This is a genomic window from Achromobacter sp. 01N37 (assembly GCF_056399725.1).
In genome coordinates this window covers 219,083-235,290 of sequence record NZ_JBFTRX010000001.1, presented here as the reverse complement: position 1 = coordinate 235,290, position 16,208 = coordinate 219,083, and the positions used below count along the sequence as shown (strand labels likewise).

Genomic DNA, 16,208 nt, shown 5'->3' with positions numbered 1-16,208 from the left:
GGGCGCTTAGTGCGCGGCCCACTGCACGGTGTTCAGGTCGATGCCTTCCTTGGCCATTTCCCACAGCGGCGACATATCGCGCAGCTTGCCAACACGGCTCTTGAGAAGTTCGATCGCGTAATCCACTTCCTTTTCGGTCGTGAAACGGCCCAGGGTGAAGCGGATCGAGCTGTGCGCCAGCTCGTCGTTGCGGCCCAGTGCGCGCAGCACATAGGAAGGTTCCAGGCTGGCCGAGGTGCAGGCCGAACCGCTGGAGACGGCTAGTTCCTTGATCGCCATGATCAGGGACTCGCCTTCGACATAGTTGAAGCTGACGTTCAGGTTATGCGGCACGCGCTGGTCCATGTCGCCATTCAGATAGACCTCTTCGATCTGCGACAGGCCATTCCAAAGACGATCACGCAACATGCGGATGCGTTCGTTCTCGGTGCCCATTTCTTCGCGGGCCAGGCGGAAAGCTTCGCCCATGCCGACGATCTGATGGGTGGCCAGCGTGCCAGAACGGAAACCACGCTCATGGCCACCGCCGTGCATTTGCGCTTCGATGCGGATGCGCGGCTTGCGGCGCACGTACAACGCGCCGATACCCTTGGGGCCGTAAGTCTTGTGCGCCGAGAACGACATCAGGTCGACCTTCAGCTTTTGCAGATCGATTTCCACCTTGCCGGTCGCCTGAGCGGCGTCCACGTGGAAGATGATCCCTTTCTCGCGGCAGATCTCGCCCAGGGTCTCGATGTCCTGGACAACGCCGATCTCGTTGTTGACCATCATCACCGACACCAGCACGGTGTCAGGGCGCAGCGCAGCCTTGAAGACGTCCAGATCAATCAGGCCATCATCTTTCACATTCAGATACGTGACTTCGAAGCCTTGGCGCTCGAGCTCGCGACAGGTGTCCAACACCGCCTTGTGCTCGGTCTTCACCGTGATGATGTGCTTGCCGCGCTCGGCGTAGAAATTCGCGGCGCCCTTGATCGCCAGGTTGTTGGATTCCGTTGCGCCAGAAGTCCAGACAATTTCACGCGGGTCAGCATTGACCAGCTTGGCGACTTCTTCGCGGGCGCGCTCAACGGCTTCTTCGGATTCCCAGCCAAACGAGTGGCTGCGCGATGCCGGATTGCCGAAATTCTCGTACAGCCAGGGCACCATCTTGTCCACGACGCGGGGGTCGACGGGTGTCGTGGCCGAATAGTCAAAATAAATCGGGCGGGTGGTCATATCTACAACTCCTGATACTGCTTATACGGTGGCATTGGCGGCGACGGTCGTGGTCGGGGCATTGGCGGCGGCGTTCGCCCCACCCACCCGATTCACACGTACCGCGCAGGCCTGCGCTTGATTGCTGGCTTCCTGCAATTGGCGCACGCGCTGCTGATCAACGAGATCTTGCAGGGACACCGAATCCAGGTAATCGACCATCTTGCGATTCAATGTGGCCCAGAGCTCGTGCGTCATGCACTTGCCCGGCTTGCCGTCATTGCCGCTCGTACAGTCCCGTTTTCCGCCACAGCTGGTGGCGTCCAAAGGTTCATCAACCGCAAAGATGATGTCGGCAACGGTAACGTTGCGCGCAAGACGCGCAAGCGAGTAACCGCCGCCCGGACCACGCACGCTATCCACGAGTTCGTGGCGACGCAGTTTTCCGAACAGCTGTTCCAGATAGGAAAGCGAAATATTCTGACGCTGGCTGATGGCCGCAAGAGTGACCGGGCCGCTATGCTGCCGCATAGCCAGATCGATCATGGCAGTCACGGCGAAACGCCCTTTGGTAGTTAGCCGCATGGTGGGTTCCCTGTGATTCGGCAATGGCCGCCAGCGAATCCAGCGGTCAATACCCGAGTAATTGGGTCAAGTATAGCCTATTCCCGACTAATTTGGTATGGCTCCCGGCTAGAAAAAACCGCGCAGTTGCGCGGTTTTTTTCACTGCCCCAGTACGCCGAGAGCCGCACTACAGGCGGCTCTACGGAAAAGCGATCAAGCTGCTTGGTACTGAGTAGCGCGCTTACGGACCAGTTCAAGAACACCCTGACAGGCGTCTTCCAGGTAGTCGAGCACCTTGCCGAAACCATCGGCGCCGCCGTAGTACGGATCAGGCACGGTGGCCTCCTCGAACTCGTTGGCGAAGCGCATCAGCAGCATCAATTTGTGCTGATAGGTTTTGGGGCACTGCTGCTGCATGGCGGACAGATTGTCCCAGTCCATGGCGAGGATAAGATCAAAATCGCGGAAATCTTCCGCGGTGACCTGACGCGCCTCACAGTGCGTGATCTCGTAGCCGCGCTTACGCGCCGCAGCCTGCGCCCGGGCATCAGGCGCCTCGCCGATGTGAAACGCGTGCGTGCCCGCAGAGTCGATGCGAACGACGTCGCCCAAACCCGCGTCGTTCACCAAATGGCGAAACACGCCCTCTGCGCTCGGCGAGCGACAGATATTGCCCATGCAAACGAAAAGTACCTTGGTCATCATGGGAGTAAGTGTGCGGGAAAACCCGAGATAAGGCAAGCTTTTTTTGCAAATCCCGGATTGAATCAGAGCAAATACATCAGCTTAATTTACCTTTAAAAATCAGTATCTTACTGATTTATTAACACCCAAACTCTTAGCTTGATATCCCATAAATTACAAGGTTTATGAAAGCCTGATTGCAGTGCAGTAGTTTTTACAACAGTTCAGCTAGCTGTCAGCAAGCAGACACATTCAGAAACGCCAATTCCTTCACACGGCGCCATCCAAAAGCACCCTTTGCTTCAATGCAGTCAGGGCGTCGCGGGCGGCGGCGGCCTGCTCGAACTCCAGGTTCCGCGCGTGATCCATCATCAACTTTTCCAAACGCTTGAGCTCTCGCGCCAAGGCTTTTTCGTCTTTGAGGAACTCTGCGGGAACCGCCGCTTCCAGGGCGTCGTGCTGCACCGGCGCAACAATGCCGTCGATCAGCTCGCGCACCGCCTTCTGCACGCCACGCGCCGTGATGCCGTTATCAATGTTGAATTGCAGCTGCTTGGCGCGGCGGCGGCTGGTTTCCTCCATGGCTCGCTGCATGGAATCCGTGATGCGGTCCGCATACAGGATCGCGTGCCCGTTCAAATTGCGGGCCGCACGGCCAATGGTCTGAATCAAGCTGCGCTCTGAACGCAGGAAACCTTCCTTATCCGCATCCAGGATCGCCACCAGCGACACCTCGGGGATATCCAGGCCTTCGCGCAGCAGGTTGATCCCCACCAGCACGTCGAAAGTCCCCAGTCGCAGGTCGCGCAGAATTTCCACGCGCTCGACAGTGTCGATGTCCGAGTGCAGATACCGGACCTTCACGCCATGCTCGCTGAGGAAGTCCGTCAGATCTTCCGCCATGCGCTTGGTCAGCGTTGTCACCAGCACCCGCTCGCCCAGCGACACACGGGCCTTGATCTGGCCCAGCAAGTCATCAACCTGCGTGCGGGCAGGCAGCACCTCAACCAGCGGATCAACGAGACCCGTGGGCCGCACGACCTGCTCGACCACGTTATCTGTATGTTCTTTCTCGTAGGCGGCCGGGGTCGCCGACACGAACACGCACTGACGCATGCGGGCTTCGAACTCTTCAAGCTTGAGCGGCCGGTTATCCAAGGCGGATGGCAGACGGAATCCGTACTGAACCAGCGTTTCCTTGCGCGATCGGTCACCGCGGTACATGCCGCTCAGTTGGCCGATCGTGACGTGGCTTTCGTCGATGAACATCAGCGCATCGGACGGCAGGTAGTCGATCAACGTGGGCGGAGGCTCACCCGCCGCCGCGCCCGACAAATGCCGCGAGTAGTTCTCGATGCCCTTGCAGAAGCCTAGCTCTTGAAGCATTTCCAGGTCGAAACGGGTGCGCTGTTCCAGGCGTTGCGCTTCAACAAGATGCCCGTCATCGACGAAGCGCTTCACGCGATCACGCAGCTCTTCCTTGATGGTTTCGATGGCGCGCAGGACCGTATCGCGCGGCGTCACGTAATGCGAGCCCGGGTAAACCGTAAAGCGCGGCAGCTTTTGGCGAATGCGGCCCGTCAGCGGGTCGAAAAGCTCCAGGCTTTCGATCTCGTCATCAAACAGCGTCAGACGCAGCGCCAATTCGGCGCTTTCCGCCGGGAAAATGTCGATGGTTTCGCCACGAACCCGGAACACGCCGCGCGTGAACTCGGCGTCGTTGCGCGTGTATTGCATGGCCACCAGGCGCGCCAGAATCTCGCGGCGGGAAATCTGATCGCCGCTACGCAGGATCAGCACCATCGCGTGGTAATCGCCCGGGTTACCAATACCGTAGATGCAGGAGACCGTACCCACGATGATCGTGTCGCGGCGCTCCAGCAGGCTCTTCGTGGCCGACAGCCGCATCTGCTCGATATGCTCATTGATGGACGAGTCCTTTTCAATAAACAGATCGCGCGTCGGCACATAGGCCTCGGGCTGGTAATAGTCGTAATACGACACAAAATACTCAACCGCGTTCTTCGGAAAGAACTCACGCATTTCTGCATAAAGCTGCGCGGCCAGCGTCTTATTAGGGGCCAGCACCAACGCGGGTCGCCCCATGCGGGCGATTACATTGGCCATGGTGTAGGTTTTGCCCGACCCCGTCACGCCCAGAAGTGTCTGGAACATGAGGCCATCTTCGACCCCTTGGGTCAGGCCTTCGATGGCGGCGGGCTGGTCACCTGCTGGCGGATAGGGTTGGTAAAGCTGAAACGGGCTATCCGGAAATTCGACAAATCCAGGTTTCACTTCCCCGCCTGGCATGGCCGCAGCCGATGCCGGCGCCGCCGTCAGATCCGCAGCGAGATCATCAGTCAGATCTCCCGCGCTGCTCGGGTCTATTGGGCTCTTGGGCATGCTAGACTGTTCCAGGGTAAACCCCCCATTATCCACAGCACATCGTACTGCGTCCACCCATCCTCATCAGAGTCCCATGAGCAACCTTTTCGATTCCGTCGAACTCGCGCCGCGCGACCCCATTCTTGGTCTGAACGAACAATACAACGCGGATACGCGTCCCGGAAAAGTCAATCTGGGCGTGGGCGTGTACTACGACGATCAGGGTCGTATCCCCTTGCTGGCCGCCGTTCGCAAAGCTGAAACCGCCCGCATTGAAGCAGCTGCCGCCCGCGGCTACCTGCCGATCGAAGGCATTGCCGGATACAACCAGGGTGCGCAAGCGCTGCTGCTGGGCAAGGACTCCGCGCTGGCCGCCGCCGGCCGCGTGCTGACCACCCAAGCGCTGGGCGGCACCGGCGCACTGAAGATCGGCGCCGACTTCCTGCATCACCTGCTGCCGGGCTCCAAGGTCCTGATCAGCAACCCCAGCTGGGAAAACCACCGCGCGCTGTTCGAACGCGCCGGGTTTGAAGTGGGCACGTACTCGTACTACGATGCCACCACCCGCGGCCTGAACTTCGACGCCATGCTGGCCGACCTGAAGGCCGCCCCGGCCAAGACTGTCGTCGTGCTGCACGCTTGCTGCCACAACCCGACCGGCGTGGACCCCACCGCCGACCAGTGGAAGCAGATCGCCGCCGTGGTCAAGGAAAACAACCTGGTCCCGTTCCTCGACATCGCCTACCAAGGCTTTGGCGAAGGCCTGAAGGAAGACGCTGCAGTCGTGCGCCTGTTCGCCGACCTGGACATGACCATGTTCATCAGCTCGTCGTTCTCGAAGTCGTTCTCGCTGTACGGCGAGCGCGTTGGCGCCCTGACGGTTGTGGCTGGCAGCAAGGACGAAGCCGTCCGCGTGCTGAGCCAACTGAAGCGTGTCATTCGCACCAACTACTCGAACCCGCCCACCCACGGCGGCACGGTGGTGTCCACGGTCCTGAACTCGCCCGAACTGTTTGCGATGTGGGAAGAAGAACTGGCCGGCATGCGTGACCGCATCCGCCTGATGCGCAAGCAACTGGTCGAAAAGATCAAGGAACATGGCGGCAAGCAGGACTTCAGCTTCGTGCTGGAACAACGCGGCATGTTCTCGTACTCGGGCCTGACCTCGGCCCAAGTTGATCGCCTGCGCGAAGAGCACGGCGTCTATGCTGTGTCCAGCGGCCGCATCTGCGTTGCCGCCCTGAACAGCGGCAACATCGACAAGGTCGCGGCCGGCATCGCAGCCGTCCTGTAAGCGTCGAATCGGAGCGGGCCGGACGGCCTGCACCCCAAAGAACGGAGTCCTTCGGGCTCCGTTTTGTTTCGGACGCCGCCCGCGGCTTGCATTTTTGCGCTGCGTCCCCCAGAATGGCGCTGTATATATGTACAGTCCGCTCGCACCGGATCATCGCCATGGCCAGCAAACTTACAGATCGCCAGCAACAAATTCTGGACCTCATCCGGCAAACCGTTACGCGCACCGGCTTCCCGCCGACGCGTGCCGAAATTGCCCAGGCTTTGGGCTTTCGCTCACCTAACGCAGCGGAAGATCACCTCAAAGCGCTGGCCCGCAAGGGCGCCATTGAGCTTACCGCCGGCGCATCGCGCGGCATCCGCTTGAAGGACAGCGCCGCTGCGTCCTCACAGACTTCCCTGCCCCTTCCCTCACTGGCACAGCTGTTGCTGCCTCTGGTGGGCCGTGTGGCCGCTGGCAGCCCCATTCTTGCGGCCGAGCACGTGGAACGCGAAGTGGGCGTCGACCCACACCTGTTTGCTCAAGCGCCCGATTACCTGCTGAAGGTTCGCGGCATGAGCATGCGCGACGCGGGTATTCTTGAAGGCGACTTGCTCGCTGTGAAGAAAGCGTCCGAAGCCCGCAATGGCCAAATCGTCGTCGCTCGCCTGGGTGACGACGTCACAGTCAAACGGCTGCAACGCACAAACGGCCATATCGAGCTGTTGCCCGAAAATCCTGACTTCCAAACCATCATTGTTGAAGCCGATCAGGAATTCGCGCTGGAAGGCATCGCGGTCGGCTTGATCCGAACTCACGCTCTGCACTGATCGCAGGAGTTTTGTGGAAGCCCTTCCCCGAAACGATCAGCCCAGTAAAAACCCCGCCGCAGCGGGGTTTTTACTGGGCGCCTGCTTTCGAAGGCGCCCTGAGATTCGCGATCAGTGCTTGAGCACCGGATCAGTCGAACCCGGCTCGGCCGGCTTGGCAACCAGAGGTTCCTTTACGGCTTCGTCCTCTGCCAGAGGTTCCGGCAGACGTTCCAGCGCCAACTCCAGCACCTTGTCGATCCAACGGACCGGCACGATCTCAAGGTGGTTCTTGACGTTGTCCGGAATCTCCGCCAAATCCTTGACGTTTTCTTCCGGGATCAAGACCGTCTTGATGCCGCCACGGTGCGCCGCCAACAGCTTTTCCTTCAGGCCGCCGATCGGCAGCACTTCGCCGCGCAGCGTGATCTCGCCGGTCATGGCGACATCGGCGCGCACCGGGATGCGCGACAACGCCGACACCATGGCCGTCGTGATTGCGATGCCTGCGGACGGGCCGTCCTTGGGCGTCGCGCCTTCCGGCACGTGGACGTGCATGTCGTGCTTCTCGAAGACGCTGTCAGCGAAGCCCAGACGGCGAGCACGCGAGCGCACCACCGTACGAGCCGCTTCAACCGACTCCTTCATCACGTCGCCCAGCGAACCGGTGCGTTGGATGACGCCCTTGCCGGGCATGTCCGCGACTTCGATCGTCAGCAGGTCGCCACCAACTTCCGTCCACGCCAGACCCGTCACCTGACCAATCTGGTTTTCCTTTTCGGCCATACCGAACGTGTAGCGGCGCACGCCCAGATAGTCGCTCAGGTTGTCGCCCGTGACGTTGACCGGCTTGACCTCAAGGGTCTTGCCTTCGGCCTTAGCACGATCCGTCTGGGTCAGCAACTGCTTGATGACCTTGCGGCAGATCTTGCCCACTTCGCGTTCGAGCGCACGCACACCAGCTTCGCGGGTGTAGTAGCGAACGATATCGCGCAGCGCGCTGTCGTCGACCGTCAACTCGCTGTCCTTCACGCCGTTGTTCTTCATCAGCTTCGGCAGCAGATGGTCGCGGGCGATATGGATCTTTTCCTCTTCCGTGTAACCGGACAGGCGGATCACTTCCATACGGTCCAACAGGGCCGGCGGAATATTCAGCGTGTTGCTGGTGGCCACGAACATCACGTCGGACAGGTCGAAGTCGACTTCGATGTAGTGGTCCTGGAACGTGTGGTTCTGTTCCGGGTCCAGCACTTCGAGCAACGCCGACGAGGGGTCGCCGCGGAAATCCATGCCCAGCTTGTCGATTTCATCAAGCAGGAACAACGGATTGCGCACGCCAACCTTCGACATGTTCTGAACGATCTTGCCCGGCATCGAGCCGATGTACGTACGACGGTGGCCGCGAATTTCGGCCTCGTCGCGCACACCGCCCAGCGCCATGCGCACGAACTTGCGGTTCGTCGCCTTGGCGATCGACTGCCCGAGCGAGGTCTTGCCCACACCAGGAGGGCCAACCAGGCACAGAATCGGCGCCTTCACCTTGTCCACGCGCTGTTGCACGGCAAGATATTCGAGAATGCGTTCCTTGACCTTTTCCAGACCATAGTGGTCGTTGTCCAGCACCGTCTCGGCGTTGGCGATCGAGTTGTTGATCTTGCTCTTCTTCCTCCAGGGGAGGTTGATGAGCGTATCGATGTAGTTGCGCACCACCGTGGCTTCGGCCGACATGGGCGACATGAGCTTGAGCTTCTTGAGCTCGGCATCGGCCTTCTTACGCGCCTCTTTCGGCATGTGGGCAGCGATGATCTTCTTTTCAAGCTCTTCGATGTCCGCGCCTTCTTCGCCTTCGCCCAACTCCTTCTGAATGGCCTTGACCTGCTCATTCAGGTAGTAGTCGCGCTGGCTCTTTTCCATCTGCTTCTTCACGCGGCCGCGAATCCGCTTCTCGACCTGGAGAATGTCGATTTCGGTTTCGAGCTGGGTGAGCAGACCTTCAAGGCGCTCGGACGTGCCAACGATTTCGAGCATCTTTTGCTTCTGCTCGAGCTTCAGCGGAAGATGCGCGGCGATCGTGTCGGCCAGGCGTCCGGCATCATCGATGCCAGCCAGCGAGGTCAGGATCTCCGGGGGGATCTTCTTGTTGAGCTTTACGTACTGTTCGAACTGGGCGACGATCGCGCGGCGCAGGGCCTCGGTCTCGGAGCCTTGCATGGCGTCCGGCTCGATCGGCGTCACCTGGCAGGTGAAGTGCGAATCCGCATCTTCAATGCTGTTGATGCGGGCACGCTGGGTGCCTTCGACCAGCACCTTGACGGTGCCGTCGGGCAGCTTGAGCATCTGCAGGATACCGGCCACGCAACCGATCTCGTAGACGTCTTCGGGGGTGGGATCATCCTTGCCGGCGGACTTTTGGGCCACCAGCATGATGCTCTTGCCCGCTTCCATCGCAACCTCGAGCGCGCGGATAGAGCGCGGACGGCCGACGAACAGCGGGATGACCATGTGCGGAAACACCACGACGTCACGAAGTGGGAGCAGAGGGAGGTCGATCGGGTCGGAAGGCAGGGTCTGGCTGGCAGACATAGGAGGTTCCTCTGTATGACTCGGCGTATCGGGGACAGGAGACCCGGGTATACCCCGGGCTATCCACGTCAGTTACGTCTGTTATGGGAACAATAGCCGAAAATTCAAGATCTCGGCTGCCAGATATCCGAAAGGGGAAAAAAAATGCCCGGGAGGGCGGCCGAAAGGCAAAAAAACCCGTTACAGGAACGGGCTTTTTTGAAATATCAGGCTGCCGCGTCGCGGACTTCTCCGCGCTCGGGCTTGTCGGTCTCGCTGGCTTCGTCCGCGTAGATCAGCAAGGGCTTGCCCTCGCCTTCAATCGCGTTCTCGTCAACCACCACGCGCTTGACATTGCCTTGCGACGGCAACTCATACATGGTGTCCAACAAGGTCTGTTCGATAATCGAACGCAGGCCACGAGCCCCGGTCTTGCGCTTGAGCGCCTTGCGGGCGATCGCCTTCAATGCGGCAGGCCGCAAGTCGAGCTCGGCGCCTTCCATGGCAAAGAGCTTCTGGAACTGCTTGAGCAAGGCGTTCTTGGGCTCGGTCAGAATTTGCACCAGCGCCGCTTCGTCAAGTTCGTCCAGCGTCGCAACAACGGGCAGACGGCCGACCAGCTCGGGGATCAGACCAAACTTGATCAGATCTTCCGGTTCGACTTCGGAGAACAGCTCGCCCACACCGCGCTCGGACTTGGCGCGTACCGACGCCGAGAAACCGATGCCCGATTTCTCGGTGCGGTCGCGGATGACCTTTTCCAGTCCGTCGAAGGCGCCGCCTACGATGAACAGGATATTGGTCGTGTCGACCTGAACGAAGTCCTGGTTGGGGTGCTTGCGACCGCCCTGCGGGGGCACCGAGGCAACCGTGCCTTCAATCAGCTTCAGCAAGGCCTGCTGCACGCCCTCGCCCGACACGTCGCGCGTGATAGAGGGGTTGTCGGACTTGCGGGAAATCTTGTCGATTTCGTCGATGTAGATGATGGCGCGCTGCGCCTTCTCGACTTCGTAGTTGCAGTTCTGCAGCAACTTTTGAATGATATTTTCGACGTCTTCGCCCACGTAACCCGCTTCGGTCAGCGTGGTGGCGTCAGCCATGACGAACGGCACGTTCAGCATGCGCGCCAACGTCTGAGCCAAGAGCGTCTTGCCGGACCCGGTGGGGCCGATCAGCATGATGTTGCTCTTGGAGAGCTCGACTTCGTCACCCTTGATCTCGCCGTGACGAATGCGCTTGTAATGGTTGTAGACCGCTACGGCCAGCATGCGCTTGGGCGAATTTTGCCCAATGACGTACTGATCCAGGAAGGTCTTGATTTCAGCCGGAGTGGGCAGTTCGGAACGAATCGCCGCGCGCGCGGTAGCCTGCGCTTCCTCGCGGATGATGTCGTTGCACAAGTCGATGCACTCATCGCAGATGAATACCGACGGACCCGCGATCAGCTTGCGGACTTCATGCTGGCTTTTATTGCAAAACGAGCAATGCAGCACTTTTGCGTCTGCCGATCCCTTTTTTTCAGGCATATTTGTTTCGTATCTCAGGTAAAGATGCGCCAGACCGGTAACGGGCCCGGCGCATGCGCTTACTCAAACTTGATGGCAGCGGGTTCAGATCAACCGGGAAGTCAGCCTTCCGAGCGGGAGCTCATCACCTTGTCCACCAATCCATACGATACCGCATCTTCGGCGGACATGAAGTTGTCACGCTCCGTGTCCAGGCCGATGCGCTCCATCGACTGGCCGGTGTTCTCAGCCAGAATCCGGTTAAGACGTTCGCGCAGATCCAGGATCTCGCGAGCCTGAATCTGGATGTCGGACGCCTGCCCCTGGGCGCCGCCCGACGGCTGGTGGATCATGATCCGCGAGTTGGGCAGCGTGAAACGCTTGCCCTTCTTGCCAGCCGCCAGCAGGAACGCGCCCATGCTGGCCGCGAGACCCGTGCACAGGGTCGATACGTCCGGCTTGATGAACTGCATGGTGTCAAAAATGGCCATTCCCGCATACACCGACCCGCCAGGCGAATTGATGTACAGGGAAATGTCCTTGTCAGGATTCTCCGATTCCAGGAACAGCAACTGCGCCACAACCAGATTGGCCGTTGCGTCATTGACCGGACCCACCAGGAAAATGAGCCGTTCGCGGAGCAGACGCGAATAGATGTCGTAGGCGCGTTCGCCGCGCCCCGACTGCTCGATAACCATGGGAATGTAGCCCAGGCCGGTGGGGGTCACCGAAGACCCGCCATTCATTGCCGCATAGAAATCGGTGAATCTCTGCATAGTGTTACGCCATCCCCATCAACTGATCGAAAGGCACCTTCTCTTCGGTGACCTTGGCTTTTTCCAGCACGTGCGCGACGACGTTGTCTTCCAGCACGATAGCCTCGATTTCAGCACGACGCTGGCGGTCAGCCAGGTAATAGCTGACAACCTGAGCGGGTTGTTCGTAGTTTTCTGCGAACTCTTCAATGCGCGCGCGCACTTGCTCGGGCTTGGCTTGCAGTTGCTCTTGCTTGACCAGTTCCGACACCAACAGGCCCAGACGGACACGGCGTTCGGATTCGGTCGAGAAGGCTTCTGCCGGGATCGGCACGGACTCGGCGTTGGGGATGCCACGCTGCTTCAGCTCTTCGCGGGCAGCGGCGACACGGCCTTGCACGTCGTTGTCGACCAGCGCCTTCGGCACGTCGAACTTGCCGGCTTCGACCAGGGCGTCCATGACGCTGGACTTGGTGCGGCCAGCCGAACGGACCTTGACTTCGCGTTCGATGTTGCTGCGGATGTCGGCCTTCAGCTTTTCGACGTCGCCTTCGGCTTGGCCGAGGGACTTGGCGAATTCGCTGTTCAGCTCGGGCAGAACGCCTTCAGCCACTTCCTTGACGGTGATGGTGAATTCGGCAGTCTTGCCGGCAACTTCAACGCCTTGGTAGTCGTCCGGGAACTTCAGTTCGAAAACCTTGGTTTCGCCAGCCTTCAGGCCGCGAGCGGCTTCTTCGAATTCCGGCAGCATGCGGCCTTGGCCGAGCACGAACGGGAAGTCTTCGGCCTTGCCGCCTTCGAACGGCACGCCGTCGATGGTGCCGGCGAAGTCCAGCGTGACGCGGTCGCCGTCTTGCGACGCACGGCCTTCACGGGCTTCGAACGTGGCGCGCTGCTTGCGCAGGACGTCCAGGGTTTGTTGCACTTCGGCGTCGGTGACAGCCGTGTCGTAGCGGGTGACGGCCAGCGCCGACAGATCCGGTACGGCGACTTCGGGGTAGACCTCGAACGTGGCGGTGAACGCCAGCGTGTCGTCGGTAACGCCTTCAGTCTTGGGTTCGAGGTTCGGGGCGCCAGCAACGCGCAGCTTCGCGCCGTCGATGGCTTGTTCGAAGGCACGGCCAACTTGGCTATTGATCACGTCGTAGCGGATGCTGGGGCCATGGCTGCGCTCGAGCATGGCGAGCGGAGCTTTACCCGGGCGGAAGCCGGGGACCTTGGCGGTGCGAGCCACGCGCTTCAATTGCGCCTGGACTTCCTTTTCGACGTCGGCCACCGAGACGGCCAGATCAACACGGCGCTCCAGGCCGGAGAGGGTTTCAACCACAGGCTGCATTAAAAGACCTATTTTCCGAGAGATGAGATTACGGGCGGATAAACGCGGCATTTTACCGGAAACTTCCGGAACCCTGACGCAAAGGGGCGCGAGCCCCGGATTTGCCCGGATGCTCGCGCCCCGTTTTCCGCCCGAAAAGGGAGGGCTAACGTCGATTTGACGTCTTATTTTGCCTTGGCGATGCGATCTTCGATGTGCTGAGCGCGCTTTGCCGAGGACGGGTGCGAGCTCATCATATCGCTCTTGCCGCCATCCAGCTCGGCAAGCTTCTGAAATGCGGTCACCAGACCACGGGTATTGAGCTTCTTGGCCTGCAGCTGATCGAACGAATAGTCGTCGGCCGCGCTTTCCTGCGATTGCGAGAATTGCGCGTTGATGAACTTCTCGGTCAGGTCGCCCAACTGCGACGAGTTCAGCGCGGCGACCGTTGCACCACCGGCAGCACCGGCGGCGTCACGCGCGGCCGACACCGTGTAGGCGGTCTGCATGGCCTTCTTGCTGTGGCCCAGGGCCACGTGGCCGATTTCGTGGCCAACCACGCCCAGCACTTCGTCGTCGGTCATCATGTCCATCAAACCGCTGTAGACGCGGATGCAGCCGTTGGCCATGGCCCAGGCATTGACGTCCTTGGTGATGTAGACCTTGTAGTTGGCCTTCTGGCCATTGACCGTGCCGCCCAGCGACTTGGCGATCTTCTGCAGGCGCACGTCGTACTTGCTGCCCGGCGCGGCGATCTTTTCCTGCGAATCGCTCTGCGCGCAAGCCTTGTCCGACAGCGTCTTGATTTCTGCATCGCTCAGGGTGGCCGCTTGCACGACCTTGCTGCCGGCGCCCACCAGGCCACCGATATCGAGGGCATGCGACGCGGAGAAAGGGGCAAGCGCAACGGTCAACGCGGCAACGGTGTAGCGGATCTTCATGGGAACAAACTCCTCTTGACTGGCTCTATGCGAGTGAGGCGGCAATTCTATATACGGCCAAAGCTCTCAAAGCGTTTCGCCACAGAGTTTCGCAAATGCCAGTTTCGCTTACATAAAAGCGCTGCAAGCGCTGCGCAAGCGTGCTAATGCCCCCTTTTTCTGCGTCACGCATCCGTCATAAAAAACTGCTGCCTGCCGGGGTCAGGCATTGATAGAATTGCCGCCGCACTTTTATTGCAAACTCAAAACGGCTCGCACCCAACAATGATTGAGAACCCCCCTCCCCGCTTAGGCATCTTGCCCAGCGTGATCTTCAGTTCGCGCTGGCTGCAACTGCCGCTGTACCTGGGCCTGATCGTCGCGCAAGGCGTCTACGTCATGCTGTTCCTGAAAGAGCTGTGGCACTTGCTGACGCACGCCAACAGCTTTGGCGAAATGGAGATCATGCTGCTCGTCCTGGGCCTGATCGACGTGGTCATGATTTCGAACTTGCTGGTGATGGTGATCGTCGGCGGATACGAGACTTTCGTGTCGCGCCTGCGCCTGCAGAATCACCCTGATCAGCCGGAGTGGCTCAGCCACGTCAATGCCAGCGTGCTCAAGGTGAAGCTGGCCATGGCCATCATCGGGATCTCGTCCATCCATCTGCTGCGCACGTTCATCGAAGCCGGCACGATCGGCACGCCGAATGCGCGCTTCACCGAAGCCGGCGTCATGTGGCAAACCATCATCCACGCGCTGTTCATCCTGTCGGCAATCGGCATTGCAGTGGTGGACCGCCTGGCCACGCCGCCCGCACACAAGCACTGAAAAAACGCACCGAGAATACGGACTTAGAAAACGCACCGAGAATACGGACTTAGAAAACGCAGGACAAAAAAAGCCCCCATACGCAGGTATGGGGGCTTTTTTATGGGCCGAACACCGGGCTTGCCGGCGCGCTACCCGAAAGACATCAGGCCGCGACCTTGATGTTCTTCGCGCTTGGACCTTTTGGGCCGGTACCGACCTCGAAGGTGACGCGCTGGTTTTCCTGCAGCGACTTATAGCCTTCGCTGCGGATTTCGGAGTAATGAGCGAAAAGGTCTTTGCTGCCGTCATCGGGCATGATGAAGCCATAACCCTTTTCGGCGTTGAACCACTTAACGATGCCGGTTGCCATGGAGTGTCCTTGAACCTAGAAGAAGCGATTTCTCGCGGGGCGCCAGATCATCAAGGATGGGAGAGGAAGCAACCGCAGCACCACTGACGGCGACAAGTAACGCAGACCGCGTCTCTTGAAAATCTCGCTGAACCCAGTGTATTGGTGAACGCCAAAAAACGTCAAATATGCGAATGATGGAAGGACGCAGGCACGGGTGCATACGGATCGGGCAAGCGCGCGGCAGCAGGCCCAACGGGGGCCGCCGGCACTGGATATTTTTCAGATTGGTATGAACAGATACATGGCGATACCGAGACGCTGTTCAACCCGTCCACACGCCAGGGCTTGCCGCCACCCCGGCCTCAGCCCGAAAACCCGCCCGCATCAAGGAACTGTTGTTCGGCCTGCGTCGTCTGCCGGCCTAGCGCGGCGTTGCGATGGGGGAAACGGCCAAAGCGTTTGATGATGTCGCGATGCAACACGGCCCAGCGCAGCGTATCCGCATCCAAAGATTCCATTAGCGCAACGCCTCGGTTTTGCATCATGAGGCTTTCCGAGTGCTCAAACGGCATGTAGAAAAACTGTCGCATCTGCGGGTCCACAGCCAAATCCAGCCCTGACGCGATCGCACGTTCAGCAAAATTCTGAGCCAGCGGATCGGTAGCGAACATATGCGCCGTGCCGCGGTAGGCATTACGCGGAAACTGGTCCAACAAAATCATCAGCGCCAACGCCCCGTCAGCATCTTCCAGCCACGCATCCAATTCACGCCCGGCGGCAGCCCAGTGAGCCGCTTCGAAGCGCTTGCGGAATTCAGCGTCAAACGCATCGCTTTTGCTGTACCAGTGTTGCGGCCCTGCATCCCGCCAGAACGCAACGACGTCTTGCGGGCGCATAGCAAGGGGCTGGGGCGAGGAAGAGGTCATGGCGAGGGTCCTGATGGCGATGGCGCCGCCAGAGGCGTGGCGGCGCTTGAGAAGCTGCCAGGCGCGGCCAGGATCTGGCCAGGGAGCCTGAACAAGCGGAACGGCGGAACGGCGGAACGGCGGAACGGCGGAACGGCGGAACGCAG

The 16,208-nt window shown here is 59.9% G+C and carries 14 protein-coding genes; 3 read left to right on the top strand and 11 right to left on the bottom strand.

Features of this window, described 5'->3' with window-relative positions:
* Nucleotides 1-6: 6 nt before the first annotated feature.
* The 4 genes from AC1DSJ_RS01065 to uvrB form a co-directional block, all read right to left on the bottom strand.
* Nucleotides 7-1,218 carry an IscS subfamily cysteine desulfurase gene (locus AC1DSJ_RS01065; RefSeq protein ID WP_054425147.1) on the bottom strand — a complete coding sequence of 404 codons (1,212 nt, stop codon included), beginning with the start codon at nt 1,216-1,218 and terminating at the stop codon, nt 7-9.
* A gap of 21 nt (nt 1,219-1,239) precedes the next feature.
* Nucleotides 1,240-1,782, bottom strand: coding sequence for a Fe-S cluster assembly transcriptional regulator IscR (gene iscR, locus AC1DSJ_RS01060; RefSeq protein WP_054425145.1), 543 nt, complete (start codon nt 1,780-1,782; stop codon nt 1,240-1,242).
* A gap of 194 nt (nt 1,783-1,976) precedes the next feature.
* Nucleotides 1,977-2,468, bottom strand: a complete 492-nt coding sequence (locus AC1DSJ_RS01055) for a low molecular weight protein-tyrosine-phosphatase (protein WP_006225301.1) — start codon at nt 2,466-2,468, stop codon at nt 1,977-1,979.
* A 249-nt stretch (nt 2,469-2,717) separates the two neighbouring features.
* Nucleotides 2,718-4,850 carry an excinuclease ABC subunit UvrB gene (gene uvrB, locus AC1DSJ_RS01050; protein ID WP_420840104.1) on the bottom strand — a complete coding sequence of 711 codons (2,133 nt, stop codon included), beginning with the start codon at nt 4,848-4,850 and terminating at the stop codon, nt 2,718-2,720.
* A 76-nt stretch (nt 4,851-4,926) separates the two neighbouring features.
* Here uvrB and AC1DSJ_RS01045 point away from each other — a divergent pair, with 76 nt between their 5' ends.
* Both AC1DSJ_RS01045 and lexA read left to right on the top strand, forming a co-directional pair.
* Nucleotides 4,927-6,126 (top strand): amino acid aminotransferase, encoded by a 1,200-nt coding sequence (locus tag AC1DSJ_RS01045; RefSeq protein WP_054425142.1) that lies wholly within the window; start codon nt 4,927-4,929, stop codon nt 6,124-6,126.
* Between the two features lie 158 nt (nt 6,127-6,284).
* A complete protein-coding gene (gene lexA, locus AC1DSJ_RS01040; RefSeq protein WP_054425136.1) occupies nt 6,285-6,935 on the top strand; it encodes a transcriptional repressor LexA in 651 nt (216 codons plus the stop codon).
* Between the two features lie 111 nt (nt 6,936-7,046).
* Here lexA and lon read toward each other — a convergent pair whose 3' ends face one another.
* The 5 genes from lon to loiP all read right to left on the bottom strand — a co-directional run bounded on the left by lon (nt 7,047) and on the right by loiP (nt 13,992).
* Entirely contained in the window at nt 7,047-9,497 is a 2,451-nt protein-coding gene (gene lon, locus AC1DSJ_RS01035; protein ID WP_054425133.1) for an endopeptidase La, read from the bottom strand.
* Between the two features lie 206 nt (nt 9,498-9,703).
* On the bottom strand, nt 9,704-11,002 hold the full coding sequence (gene clpX, locus AC1DSJ_RS01030; RefSeq protein WP_054425132.1) for an ATP-dependent Clp protease ATP-binding subunit ClpX: 1,299 nt from the start codon (nt 11,000-11,002) through the stop codon (nt 9,704-9,706).
* Between the two features lie 101 nt (nt 11,003-11,103).
* Nucleotides 11,104-11,757 carry an ATP-dependent Clp endopeptidase proteolytic subunit ClpP gene (gene clpP / locus AC1DSJ_RS01025; protein WP_054425130.1) on the bottom strand — a complete coding sequence of 218 codons (654 nt, stop codon included), beginning with the start codon at nt 11,755-11,757 and terminating at the stop codon, nt 11,104-11,106.
* A gap of 4 nt (nt 11,758-11,761) precedes the next feature.
* Nucleotides 11,762-13,072 carry a trigger factor gene (gene tig, locus AC1DSJ_RS01020; RefSeq protein ID WP_054425128.1) on the bottom strand — a complete coding sequence of 437 codons (1,311 nt, stop codon included), beginning with the start codon at nt 13,070-13,072 and terminating at the stop codon, nt 11,762-11,764.
* A 164-nt stretch (nt 13,073-13,236) separates the two neighbouring features.
* Nucleotides 13,237-13,992: a metalloprotease LoiP gene (loiP, locus tag AC1DSJ_RS01015; RefSeq protein ID WP_054425126.1), complete on the bottom strand. Its 756-nt coding sequence runs from the start codon at nt 13,990-13,992 to the stop codon at nt 13,237-13,239.
* Between the two features lie 264 nt (nt 13,993-14,256).
* Here loiP and AC1DSJ_RS01010 point away from each other — a divergent pair, with 264 nt between their 5' ends.
* Nucleotides 14,257-14,802 (top strand): TIGR00645 family protein, encoded by a 546-nt coding sequence (locus tag AC1DSJ_RS01010; RefSeq protein ID WP_054425124.1) that lies wholly within the window; start codon nt 14,257-14,259, stop codon nt 14,800-14,802.
* 145 nt (nt 14,803-14,947) lie between these two features.
* Here the strand turns inward: AC1DSJ_RS01010 and AC1DSJ_RS01005 are convergent, their stop codons facing one another.
* Nucleotides 14,948-15,154 carry a cold-shock protein gene (locus tag AC1DSJ_RS01005; protein WP_006225311.1) on the bottom strand — a complete coding sequence of 69 codons (207 nt, stop codon included), beginning with the start codon at nt 15,152-15,154 and terminating at the stop codon, nt 14,948-14,950.
* Nucleotides 15,155-15,498: 344 nt separating this feature from the next.
* On the bottom strand, nt 15,499-16,062 hold the full coding sequence (locus AC1DSJ_RS01000; RefSeq protein ID WP_441371068.1) for a DUF924 family protein: 564 nt from the start codon (nt 16,060-16,062) through the stop codon (nt 15,499-15,501).
* Nucleotides 16,063-16,208 lie beyond the last annotated feature (146 nt).

Excerpts from the sequence above, each read along its gene's own strand:
- AC1DSJ_RS01005 (WP_006225311.1), bottom strand. The coding sequence starts at position 15,154 with ATGGCAACCGGCATCGTTAAGTGGTTCAACGCCGAAAAGGGTTATGGC.
- clpP (WP_054425130.1), bottom strand. The coding sequence starts at position 11,757 with ATGCAGAGATTCACCGATTTCTATGCGGCAATGAATGGCGGGTCTTCG.
- AC1DSJ_RS01055 (WP_006225301.1), bottom strand. The coding sequence starts at position 2,468 with ATGATGACCAAGGTACTTTTCGTTTGCATGGGCAATATCTGTCGCTCG.
- tig (WP_054425128.1), bottom strand. The coding sequence starts at position 13,072 with ATGCAGCCTGTGGTTGAAACCCTCTCCGGCCTGGAGCGCCGTGTTGAT.
- lexA (WP_054425136.1), top strand. The coding sequence starts at position 6,285 with ATGGCCAGCAAACTTACAGATCGCCAGCAACAAATTCTGGACCTCATC.
- uvrB (WP_420840104.1), bottom strand. The coding sequence starts at position 4,850 with ATGCCCAAGAGCCCAATAGACCCGAGCAGCGCGGGAGATCTGACTGAT.
- lon (WP_054425133.1), bottom strand. The coding sequence starts at position 9,497 with ATGTCTGCCAGCCAGACCCTGCCTTCCGACCCGATCGACCTCCCTCTG.
- clpX (WP_054425132.1), bottom strand. The coding sequence starts at position 11,002 with ATGCCTGAAAAAAAGGGATCGGCAGACGCAAAAGTGCTGCATTGCTCG.
- AC1DSJ_RS01010 (WP_054425124.1), top strand. The coding sequence starts at position 14,257 with ATGATTGAGAACCCCCCTCCCCGCTTAGGCATCTTGCCCAGCGTGATC.
- loiP (WP_054425126.1), bottom strand. The coding sequence starts at position 13,992 with ATGAAGATCCGCTACACCGTTGCCGCGTTGACCGTTGCGCTTGCCCCT.
- AC1DSJ_RS01045 (WP_054425142.1), top strand. The coding sequence starts at position 4,927 with ATGAGCAACCTTTTCGATTCCGTCGAACTCGCGCCGCGCGACCCCATT.
- AC1DSJ_RS01065 (WP_054425147.1), bottom strand. The coding sequence starts at position 1,218 with ATGACCACCCGCCCGATTTATTTTGACTATTCGGCCACGACACCCGTC.
- AC1DSJ_RS01000 (WP_441371068.1), bottom strand. The coding sequence starts at position 16,062 with ATGACCTCTTCCTCGCCCCAGCCCCTTGCTATGCGCCCGCAAGACGTC.
- iscR (WP_054425145.1), bottom strand. The coding sequence starts at position 1,782 with ATGCGGCTAACTACCAAAGGGCGTTTCGCCGTGACTGCCATGATCGAT.